General features: G+C 72.5%; 9 protein-coding genes. 1 reads left to right on the plus strand and 8 read right to left on the minus strand.

Translation table 11 applies throughout. From position 1 onward, the window contains the following. From E1286_RS42760 to E1286_RS42785, 6 genes are all read right to left on the minus strand, one after another. On the minus strand, positions 1-488 hold a 488-nt coding region (locus E1286_RS42760), incomplete at its 3' end, for a GNAT family N-acetyltransferase (protein ID WP_132622408.1). A gap of 6 nt (positions 489-494) precedes the next feature. Beyond that, positions 495-1247, minus strand: a complete 753-nt coding sequence (locus tag E1286_RS42765) for an amino acid ABC transporter ATP-binding protein (protein ID WP_132622424.1) — start codon at positions 1245-1247, stop codon at positions 495-497. An 8-nt stretch (positions 1248-1255) separates the two neighbouring features. Beyond that, a complete protein-coding gene (locus tag E1286_RS42770) occupies positions 1256-2176 on the minus strand; it encodes an amino acid ABC transporter permease (protein WP_132622410.1) in 921 nt (306 codons plus the stop codon). Continuing rightward, on the minus strand, positions 2173-3111 hold the full coding sequence (locus tag E1286_RS42775; RefSeq protein WP_132622412.1) for an ABC transporter substrate-binding protein: 939 nt from the start codon (positions 3109-3111) through the stop codon (positions 2173-2175). Before E1286_RS42775 ends, E1286_RS42770 begins: the two co-directional genes overlap by 4 nt. After that, positions 3104-3904 (minus strand): deaminated glutathione amidase, encoded by an 801-nt coding sequence (locus E1286_RS42780; protein ID WP_132622414.1) that lies wholly within the window; start codon positions 3902-3904, stop codon positions 3104-3106. The genes E1286_RS42775 and E1286_RS42780 overlap by 8 nt, the downstream gene beginning before the upstream one ends. Next, a complete protein-coding gene (locus E1286_RS42785) occupies positions 3901-4815 on the minus strand; it encodes a substrate-binding domain-containing protein (RefSeq protein ID WP_223190890.1) in 915 nt (304 codons plus the stop codon). Before E1286_RS42785 ends, E1286_RS42780 begins: the two co-directional genes overlap by 4 nt. A 138-nt stretch (positions 4816-4953) precedes the next feature. On the opposite strand from E1286_RS42785, the gene E1286_RS42790 reads away from it, so the two are divergent. After that, complete coding sequence (locus E1286_RS42790; protein ID WP_132622418.1) at positions 4954-6309, plus strand: aminotransferase-like domain-containing protein; 1356 nt, start codon at positions 4954-4956, stop codon at positions 6307-6309. Here E1286_RS42790 and E1286_RS42795 read toward each other — a convergent pair. Continuing rightward, positions 6293-7306 (minus strand): hypothetical protein, encoded by a 1014-nt coding sequence (locus tag E1286_RS42795; RefSeq protein WP_246075649.1) that lies wholly within the window; start codon positions 7304-7306, stop codon positions 6293-6295. The two genes, E1286_RS42790 and E1286_RS42795, sit on opposite strands and share 17 nt — an antisense overlap. Positions 7307-7372: 66 nt before the next feature. Beyond that, complete coding sequence (locus E1286_RS42800; RefSeq protein WP_132622422.1) at positions 7373-10294, minus strand: bifunctional [glutamine synthetase] adenylyltransferase/[glutamine synthetase]-adenylyl-L-tyrosine phosphorylase; 2922 nt, start codon at positions 10292-10294, stop codon at positions 7373-7375. Positions 10295-10456 lie beyond the last annotated feature (162 nt).

Raw genomic sequence — 10456 nt, forward strand, 5'->3', positions numbered from 1 at the left:
GGGTCGCCGGGCGGGACGCGGGGGTGGTCGAAGTCGTCGGCCGGGTCGCGGGTCATCCCCAGCCGCTCCATCACGGCACGCGACCGGGCGTTCCCCACGGCCGTCATGGAGACGATCTCGTCGAGCCCGGCCTCGTCGAACGCGTACCGCACGGCCTCACGGGCCGCCTCGGTCGCGTAGCCGCGCCCCCAGGCCGGACGGGCCAGCCGCCACCCGATCTCGACGGCCGGCAGGAACGGCGCCTCGAACGTCTGCAGCGCCAGCCCCGTGAAGCCGACGAACCGGCCGGTCGAGCGCTCCTCCAGCGCCCACAGCCCGTAGCCGCGCATGTCGAAGTGGCGTTCGATCCGGTCGACCATGGCATCGCTCTGCGAGCGGGTGAGCGGCGCGGGGAAGTGCCGCATCACCTCGGGGTCGGCGTTCATCTCGGCGAACGGCGCCCGGTCCGCGTCGCGCCACCGGCGCATGATCAGCCGCTCGGTCTCCATGGGACCTCAGAGTACGCGGCTGAGGAACGCCTGCGTCCGCGGGCTGCTGGGGTTGTCGAGGACGTCGGCGGGGGTGCCCGCCTCCACGACCACGCCGCCGTCCATGAAGACCACGCGGTCGGCCACCTCGCGCGCGAACCCGATCTCGTGCGTCACCACGATCATGGTGAGCCCGTCCTCGGCCAGGCCCTTCATGGTGGCCAGCACCTCGCCGACGAGCTCGGGGTCGAGGGCGCTGGTGGGCTCGTCGAAGAGCATCAGCTTGGGCCGCATGGCCAGCGCCCGCGCGATGGCGACCCGCTGCTGCTGGCCGCCGGAGAGCTGACGCGGGTAGCTGCCCGCCTTGTCCTCCAGGCCGACGCGGCGCAGCAGCGCGTGCGCGCGTTCCCTGGCCTGCTCGCGCGGCGCGCCGCGGACGCCCACGGGCGCTTCCATGACGTTCTGCAGCACGGTGAAGTGCGGGAAGAGGTTGAACTGCTGGAAGACCATGCCGATCTCGCGGCGCTGGCGGGTGATCTCGCGTTTGCGCAGGTGGCGCACCTTCCCGCCGGACGCCTCGAACCCGATCAGCTCGCCGTCGACGAAGATGGCGCCGCCGTCGACGGTCTCCAGGTGGTTCACGCAGCGCAGGAACGTCGACTTGCCGGAGCCGGACGGCCCGAGGATGACGACGACCTCCCCCGGCTGCACGTCGAGGTCGATGCCCTTGAGCACCTCCAGGTGGCCGAAGTGCTTGCGCACGCCGCGGGCGTGGACCATGGGGACGCTCACGAGGGCACCTCCGGGGTGGGCATCGGACGGCGGCGGAAGGACGTCACGAACGACCAGAAGCCCTGGGGCTGGTTCCTGGTGGCGCCGCGGGCGTAGTGGCGCTCGATGAACGACTGGCCGACGTACAGGATCGAGGTGATCACCAGGTACCAGACGCAGGCCACGATGAGCAGCGGGATGGTCTGGAAGGTGCGGTTGTAGATGGACTGCACGGTGTACAGCAGGTCGGCCAGCGCGATCACGCTGACCAGGGACGTGGCCTTGAGCATACTGATCACCTGGCTGCCGGTGGGCGGGATGATGAACCGCATGGCCTGCGGCAGCACGATCCGGCGGAAGGTGCGGGCGCCGCTCATGCCGAGCGCCGAGGCGGCCTCGGTCTGGCCGGGGTCCACCGACATGAGGCCGCCGCGGATGATCTCCGCCATGTACGCGCCCTCGTTGAGCCCGAGGCCGAGGATGGCCGCCAGCAGCGGCGTGATGAGCACGTTGGTGTCGGCGCTGACGAACTCGGGGCCGAACGGGATGCCGAAGGAGATCTCCGGCAGCAGGTACGACAGGTTGTACCAGAGCACGAGCTGCACCAGCACGGGCGTGCCGCGGAAGAACCACACGTACAGGCCGCAGGCGGCACGGGCGACCGGGTTCTCCGAGATACGCCCGACGGCCAGCAGCACGCCGAGCACCACGCCCACGAACATGGCGATCACGGTCAGCAGCAGCGTCGTCATGATGCCCTGGCCGATGATCTGCGCGTTCACGTAGCGGCCGACGACGTCCCACTGGAAGTTGGGGTTGGTGACGAGCAGGGAGACGAGCTGGGCGGCGAGCACGAGCAGCACGAGCGAGGCGACCCAGCGCAGCGGGTGGCGGGTGCGGGCGGCGCCCGCCACGTCGATCTCGGGCAGCTCTTTCATGATGCCGTCGCCAGGTTCACGCCGGCCTGGTCGAGCGCGTTGTCGGAGGTGCCCCACCTGGCCATGATCTGGTCGTAGGTGCCGTTGTCCATGAGCTTCTGGAAGGCGTCCTTGAGCACGTCGCGCAACGGCGAGTCCTTGGCCACGACGGCGCCCTGGTAGAGGTCGTCGAAGCCGTTGGCCTGGCCCTTGCCGGCCAGCTCCAGCTTGCCGCCGGCCTGGGAGACGAAGTACGTCAGCGGCGCCTGGGAGGAGAAGAACGCGTCCGCCCGTCCGGAGCTGACCGCGAGCACCGAGGTCGGCTGGTCCTTGTACGACTGCACGCCGATCTTCGGCTTGCCCTCCTTCGCGCACGTCTCGGACTGCTTCTTGATCACGGCCTCGGCCGAGCCACCGGCCATGACGGAGATCTTCAGACCGCAGGTGTCGGCGACCGAGCCGATCTTGTCGGGGTTGCCCTTGGGCACCGCGAAGACGACGTACTCCTTGACCCAGTCGACGAAGTCGTTGGCCTTCTGCCGGTCGGCGAAGTCACCCACGGGGCCGATGGCGAAGTCGTAGCGGCCGGAGGCGATGCCGGTGAGCGAGCTCGGCAGGCCGTCCACGGTGACGTGCTCGATCCTGACGCCGAGCACCTGGCCGATGGCCTCCGACATGTCGGCGGAGGCGCCGGTCAGCGACCGGCCGTCGGCCCCGGCGATCTCGTACGGCGGGAACGAGCCGTTGTTGACGGAGATCAGCTTGCCCGCCTGCTTGGCCTTGTCCGGCAGCCGGTCGTACAGCGCCTGGTCCTTGACCTGGGCGGCGGCGCTCGCGCCGGTGGGCTGCTGGGAGTCCAGCACGCCCTCGGCCTCCTCGGGGTTGGCGCCGCAGCCGGCCAGCAGGAGGGCGCCGGCGAGCAGTGCGGCACCGAGGATGCGGGGGTGGTCAGGCATGTCGCTCCAATCGCGGGTCCACGGCGAAGCGCCGGTTCTCGAGGACGGGAAGGGTGCGGCGGGCATTCGCGAGCTCGTCGGCGGAGGCGTCGGACCACAGCAGCCCCGGCGCGTCGCCGAGGCGGGCGCGGGTGATGCCGAGCGGGTCGACGATCATGCTAGCGCCGATGTTGCGCCGGCCGCATTCGCCGGAGGCCGCCACGTAGCAGGTGTTCTCCAGGGCGCGGGCGGTCACCATGACCTCCCAGTGCCACTCCTTGGCCGGGCCGCGCACCCACGCCGCGGGCAGCGCGATCACCTGGGCGCCCTGGTCGGCCAGGAGCCTGGCCAGCTCGGGGAAGCGCACGTCGTAGCAGGTCATGAGGCCGACTTTCCAGCCCGCGCAGTCGATGACGACGGGCGGGTTGGTGCCGGGGACGACGTTGTCGGACTCGCGCCGGCCGAAGGCGTCGTACAGGTGGAGCTTGGTGTAGGTGGCCACGATCTCGCCGTCCCTGGCGGCGACCAGCACGTTGGAGACGCGGCCGTCGCCCGCGGGGACGTGCACGCCGGCGATCACGGTGGTGTTCGATCCGCGCGTGTGCTCGACCAGGCCGCTGACGAACGGCCCGTCCAGCGGCTGGGCGGCCTCGCGGATGCGGGCGGGCTCGTCCACGAAGAGCGCGAGCGCGCCCTCCGGCAGGACCAGCAGGTCCGCGCCGCCCGCCACGGCGCCGTCGATCATCTCTCGGCAGGTCTTGAGGTTGGCGTCCCACTCCTGCGCGGAGGCGAACTGTCCTACGGCGATTCTCATGCGGCGAAGACCTCCTCGGTCGCGATGCGGCGGTTCGAGATTCCCTGGGCGTGCAGTTCCTCGCAGAAGGCGGCGACCATGGCGGCGTTCGGCCCGGCGCCGTACGGCATCCAGTCCTCGCCGAAGGTGCGGGCCGTCGCGGCGAGGTCGGCGAGCAGCCACGGCGTGGTGTCGGCGAGCAGCCGCCGCCGCGCCAGCCAGTGCCGCTTGGACCGCTCGAACAGGTCCTGGACGGCCTGCGGCAGCCACGGGTGGCGCTCGACGCTCTCGCGCTTGAGGGTCACCAGGTGGATGCCGGGCACGAAGCCGGTCTGCCGGTAGTAGGCCAGCTCGGCGGCCTGGTGGTCGGGCAGCAGGTGGCGGAAGCCGCTGCGGGGGGTGAAGAACCCCGGCGGCATGAACGGTGTCATGATCGCGTCGTGGCGGCCGTCCGCGAGCCCGTCGGCCAGGCCCTCGCCGGTCAGCGAGACGTTGTCGGGGAACGGCACGGGCCCGACGCGGTCCTTGCCGGTCTCGCCGGCGACCAGCGGGCCGACGGTCCAGGAGATGCCGCCGAGGTCGACGCCCGCGGCCCGCAGCAGCGCCCTGGTCCAGGTGTTGCCGGAGTCGGGCCAGCCGGTGAGGCCGATCCGGGCGTCCTTGAGCTCCTCCAGCGCGGTCAGCTCACTGTCGCTGCGGACGAGCACGCAGCGGTGCCGGAAGCCGCGCATCACGAAGACGGGCAGGCCCACGAGCCGGTCGTCGCCGGCGGCGCGGCCGAGGACGTACCGGCTGAAGGAGGTCTCTCCTCCGTCGAGGCCGGGCTCGCTCAGGACGTCGGGCGTGCCGGCACGCGAGTCGAGGTCCAGCTCGAACCCGTCGGGCCGGACGTCTCCCGTCTGCACGGGCACCAGGTGGTCCCAGTCCCGCAACGCCAGTCGAATCCGAATATTCGCCACAAACCCCCCAAACGACATTAGTTGCCGCGAATTGCGAAAAACCATATGTTCAGTCGGAAGAGCAACACAAGATGATCTTTGTTGCTGAACAAAGTTTTTCAAGGAGACCGAGTGGAAGCCTCCTGGCTGGCCGAGCGGATCGGCGACCCGAGCGCGCGCGGGATCGCGGCCGCCCTGACCGCGCTGATCAGGGAAGGGACGGTGACCGCACAGACGCGGCTGCCGACCGTACGGGGGCTGGCCAGGGAGCTCGGCGTCAGCTCGGGCACCGTCGCGGAGGCCTGGGCCGAGTTGCGCAAACACGGAATGATCAGGACCGAGCGCCGCCGCGGCACGGTCGTCCTCGGCCCGCCGGACGTGCCCCGCCCCATCCGGTACGAGCGCATCGGCCATTTCGGCGACCGCCTGGCCATCGACCTGGCGATCGCCTCACCGGACGCCGCCCTGCTCCCGCCGCTGGAGGCCGCTCTGGTCGCCGCCGCGGGGGCCGACGGGCTCAACGACTACACCCGCGAGACGATCACGCCCCGGCTGCGCGCGGCGGTCGAGCCGGACTGGCCGTTCACGGCGCGGGGCTGGCTCGCGGTGGGCGGCGGGTACGAGGGCGTCCAGCTGCTGTGCCAGACGACGGCGCTGCCGGGCGACCGGATCGCGATCGAGGAGCCGACGGCCGCGCGGCTGCTCGACATCCTGGAGACGATCGGCGTGCAGATCATCCCGGTCGCCTGCGACCAGGACGGGCCCGTGCCCGCCGCGCTGGCCAGGGCGCTGCGGGCGCGGCCGGTGGCGTTCGTCTACCAGCCGCGCGGGCAGTCGCCGTGCGGCCACGCCGTGACGCCAGAGCGGTCGGCCGAGCTGGCCGCGTTGCTGGAGCGGTCGGCGACGCTCATCGTGGAGGACGACGGCATCGGCGAGCTGTCGGTATCGCCGATGGTGAGCCTGGGGACCCGTTTTCCCGACCGTACGGTGCTGGTGCGGTCGTACTCGAAGTCGCACGGGCCCGACCTGCGCATCGCGGTCATCGGCGGGGCAGCCGAAGCGGTGGAGCGGGTGCGCGTGCTGCGCAGCTTCGGCACCGGCTGGACCAGCAGGATCCTGCAGGATGCCCTGGCGCACCTGCTGGGCGACGCCGAGGTGCGCGAGCGCGTCCGGCACGCCGGCGAGGTCTACGCGGCGCGGCGTGCCCGGCTGGCCGCGGAGCTGGCGGCCCGCGGCGTGCCGACGGGCGGCAGGGACGGCCTGGTGTTGTGGGTGCCGGTGCGCGACGAGCCCGCGGCGCTGGTCACGCTGGCCGCGCACGGCATCTCGGTCGCGCCGGGCAGCCGCTACGTGGTCGAGCCGGACTCCCGGCACCACCTGCGGCTGGCCACGGCCAGGCTCACCGACGACCCGGACGAGCTGGCCGCGCTGGCCGACGTGATCACGCTGGCCGCCACGGGCGGTCCGGGGGTCAGCGCCTCACCCTGATGCCGGTGATGCGGCGCAGCACGTCCCACCAGAACGGCGCCCCGAACAGCAGCGCCACGTACGTCAGCAGGAATCCGGGCCAGTGGCTGGGCGTGCTGATCCGGTCCCACCACGCGCCGCCGTTCCAGTGGACGCTCGGCTCGCCCTGCGCCGGGATCGACAGGCTGAGCAGCGCCTGGTCCATCATCCTGACCAGCGCGGGCCGGCTCAGCGTCTCGGTCACACACGCCACCGGGTCCTCACCGGCGCACTGCGCGCGCAGCTCGGCGTACGCCTCGGGGCTCGCGTCGGCGAAGGCCGTCACCGAGGCGCGGAAGGCGTTGTCGCGCAGCAGCGTCTTGGCGTACTCCAGGCCGTCCATCGAGAACAGCAGCGTCACCACGGCGGCGAGCACGGCGACGACCCACTTGACGTAGCGCTTGTAGAGCATGGAAAGGCGCTGCATCTCGCCGTCGAACCAGGCCTCGACGCCCTTCGTGAACCGCTCGAGGTCGCGCTGCGCCGACTCCCAGACGCCCTTGAGCGGGCCGTACAGCGGGCTGCCGATCTGCTGGAGGCGGCCCAGGAAGCCCTCGACGTCGCCGTCGCGTGCCGTGGCCAGCTCCATCACGGCGACCGCGAACCTGGCGGGCGGGATGTCGGCGATGCTGGTGCGGCCCCGTTTGGCGTGGTCGATCTCGCGGACCCGCTCGTACAACAGCTTGATCATCGAGTCGCCTGCGCCGGTCTCGGGCATCGCCGCGGGGTGCGCGGGCGCGGGCAGCGCGTTGTGCCGGGGGCGTGGATCACGTACGAACGGCAGCACCCTGAACACGTCGAGCACGCCGGCCGGCAGCCACGGGCCGGTCTTGTCGTCGGCGCCGTCCATGGTGTCCCGGAGATAGGCCCACAGGAACTTGCTGCGGATGGCCAGCAACCGGACGAATGCCTCGTTCAGCCCGCTCACCAGCAACGACAGCAGCAGGAACGACACCACGAGCCCAAGGGCCAGATCCACGTAAACGGATAACACCGCGCATTCATACACCCACGCGGCGTGGCGCCGCAACGATCAGCCGCACGATCAGTCGCCGTAGAAGACGCGCTCCACCACCCGGCGGGCCCGGCGGGTGACCCGGCGGTAGTCGTCGAGGAAGTCCTCCGAGCCGTCGGGCGGGTAGCCGAGCGTCCGCGCGATCAGCTTGCGCTCCCCCGAGTCGCGCGGCACGCTGTCGCCCGGCCGGCCCTTGACCAGCATGATCGCGTCTCTGACGCGGGAGGCGAAGCGCCACGCCTCGGCGAGCACCGCCTCGTCGGCCGGGGCGAGCAGCTCCTCGGCCACGGCCGCGCGCAGCGCGTCGAGCGTACGGGTGGTGCGCAGCGACGGCACCGTGCCGGCGTGGCGCAGCTGCAGCAGCTGGGCCACCCACTCCACGTCGGACAGCCCGCCGGGGCCCAGCTTGGTGTGCAGGGCGGGGTCGGCGCCGCGCGGCAGGCGTTCGGCCTCCATGCGGGCCTTGAGCCGCCTGATCTCCCTGACCGCGTCGTCGGGCAGCCCGCCGCGCGGATAGCGCAGCTCGTCGGCCATCCGGGTGAACGCCGCCCCGAGCTCGGCGTCACCGGCCGAGAACCGGGCGCGCAGCAGCGCCTGCGACTCCCACGGCGACGACCAGCGGGCGTAGTAGGCGCGGTAGGAGGCCAGCGTGCGCACCAGCGGACCCTGCCGGCCCTCGGGACGCAGGTCGGGGTCGATGATGAGCGGCGGGTCGGGCGCGGGCAGCGACAGCAGCCGGCGCAGCTCGTTGGCCACCGCGTACGCGGCGTTCGTGGCCTCGCGCTCGTCGGCCCCCGGCCGCGGCGAGTGGACGAACATCACGTCGGCGTCGCTGGCGTACGAGCACTCCATGCCGCCGAGCCGGCCCATGGCGATGATCGCGAACGAGGTGACGTCGCCGACCTTGCTGAGGGCGGCGTCGAGCGCGGCCTGCAGGGTGACGTCGTTGAGCTGCGACAGCGCGGCCCCGACGGCCTCGATGTCGATGAGCCCCGAGATGTCGGCCACGGCGGTGCGGAACAGCTCCCTGCGCCGCAGCGCCCGCACGGCCGTGACGGCGGTCTCGGGGTTTCCCGCGTGCCGCGACACCGCCGCGGACGCCTCGCCGAGCAGCGACTCCTGCGAGCGTACGGCCAGCTCCTCGTCGGAGCCGAGCATGGCGACCGCCTCGGGGGCGTGCATGAGCAGGCCGGTGGCGTAGCGGCTGGTGCCGAGGACGCGGGCCATCCGGGCGGCGACGGCGGTCTCGTCGCGCAGCAGCCGCAGGTACCACGGCGTGCTGCCGAGCCTGTCGCTGACCTGCCGGAACCCGAGCAGCGCGGCGTCGGGATCGGGCGTGTCGGCGAACCAGCCGAGCATGACCGGCAGCAGCGTGCGCTGGATCGCGGCCCGCCGCGACACCCCCGTGGTCAGGCTCGCGAGGTGGCGCAGCGCGCCCGTGGGGTCGACGTAGCCGAGGGCCTCCAGCCGGGCCTCGGCGGCCCTGGGCGACAGGCGCGCCTCCGACTCCGGCAGCCGCGCGACGGCCTGCAGCAGCGGCCGGTAGAACAGCTTCTCGTGCAGCCGCCGCGCCTCCATCGCGTGCCGCCGCCACCGGGCCGTGAACTCCCCCACCGGGTCGGTCTGCATGCCGAGCGCGCGGCCCAGCCGGCGCAGATCGGCCTCCTCGGTGGGCACCAGGTGGGTGCGCCGCAGCCGGTGCAGCTGCAGCAGGTGCTCGACCTGGCGCAGGAACGCGTACGCCTCCGCGAGGCTCTTGGAGTCGTCGCGCCCGACGTAACCGCCCCGGGAGAGCGCGGCCAGCGCCGGGAGGGTGGCCCTGCGGCGCAGCAGCGGGTCGAGCCGGCCGTGCACGAGCTGCAGCAGCTGCACCGCGAACTCGATGTCGCGCAGCCCGCCGGGGCCCAGCTTGAGCTGCCGCTCCCCCTCGGCCCGCACGTGCGCCTCGACCCGGCGGCGCATGGCCTGCACGTCCTCGACGAAATCCTCGCGGGTGGCCGCCGACCAGACCAGCTCGTTGACGGCCTCGACGTACGCGGCGCCGAGCTCCAGGTCGCCCGCCACCGGGCGGGCCTTGAGCAGCGCCTGGAACTCCCACGTCTTGGCCCAGCGGCGGTAGTAGGCGAGGTGGCTGGCGAGCGTGCGCACCAGCGGCCCCGAACGGCCCTCCGGGCGCAACCCGGCGTCCACCTCCCACAGCGAGCCCTCGGAGGTGGTCGCGCTGCAGGCCCGCGTCATGGCCTGGGCCAGCCGGGTGGCGGCACGCAGCGCCTTGTCCTCGTCGGCGCCCTCGCGCGGCTCCGCCACGAAGATCACATCGACGTCGCTGATGTAGTTGAGCTCCCTGGCGCCGCACTTGCCCATCCCGATCACCGCGAACCTGACGTCGGCGGCCTCCACCTCGGTGCGGGCGATGGCCAGGGCGGCCTCCAGCGCGGCCCCGGCGAGGTCGGACAGCTCGGAGGTGACCTCCGCCAGCGCGACCTGCCCGGTGAGGTCGCGGGCGGCCAGGTGGAGCACCCTGCCGCGGTAGGCCACGCGCAGCGCCACGAGCGGGTCGGGGGCGGTGGCGCGCGGCTCGTCCTCGCCGGGCTCGGCGCCGACGGCGCGCAACAGTTCGGCCCGCGCGTCGCCGGGGCGCGGCTCGGCCAGCAGGGCCACCTGGCCGGGATGGCGGACGAGGTGCTCGCCGAGCGCGGCGCTGACGCCGAGGACGGCGAAGAGCCTGGAACGCAGCCCCGTGTCGCGGCGGATCGTGTCCAGCACGGCCGGCTCGCGCTCGGCCAGACGGATCAGCGAGACCAGCGCCAGATCGGGGTCGGCCACGTCGACCAGGGCGTCCAGGACGTGGTCCAGGTCGGCCCCGGACTGACGGACGAGCTGAGCGGCCCTGGCTCCGTCGGCGAAGCCGAGCTTGGCGAACCTGGCCGCGGTGGATTCGATCCTGGGCACCTCTCCATCTTGACAGCCCTCTCGCGATCCACCACGCCTTCCCTTACCATTACGACGCAACGTTGCGTTGCAGTTCACGCGAGAAGGGCGGAGATGAACCGCATGCGATCAACGAAGAGCCAGACGTTTCCTCCGGGGACGGGGCAGGATCGCTCGGCGGCG

It is taken from the genome of Nonomuraea terrae (assembly GCF_004348995.1).
In the GTDB taxonomy this organism is placed as follows: Bacteria; Actinomycetota; Actinomycetes; order Streptosporangiales; family Streptosporangiaceae; genus Nonomuraea; species Nonomuraea terrae.

Bases quoted from the DNA above. Each gene is read 5' to 3' on its own strand.
- E1286_RS42765 (WP_132622424.1), bottom strand. From the start codon at position 1,247: ATGGTCCACGCCCGCGGCGTGCGCAAGCACTTCGGCCACCTGGAGGTG.
- E1286_RS42770 (WP_132622410.1), bottom strand. From the start codon at position 2,176: ATGAAAGAGCTGCCCGAGATCGACGTGGCGGGCGCCGCCCGCACCCGC.
- E1286_RS42775 (WP_132622412.1), bottom strand. From the start codon at position 3,111: ATGCCTGACCACCCCCGCATCCTCGGTGCCGCACTGCTCGCCGGCGCC.
- E1286_RS42780 (WP_132622414.1), bottom strand. From the start codon at position 3,904: ATGAGAATCGCCGTAGGACAGTTCGCCTCCGCGCAGGAGTGGGACGCC.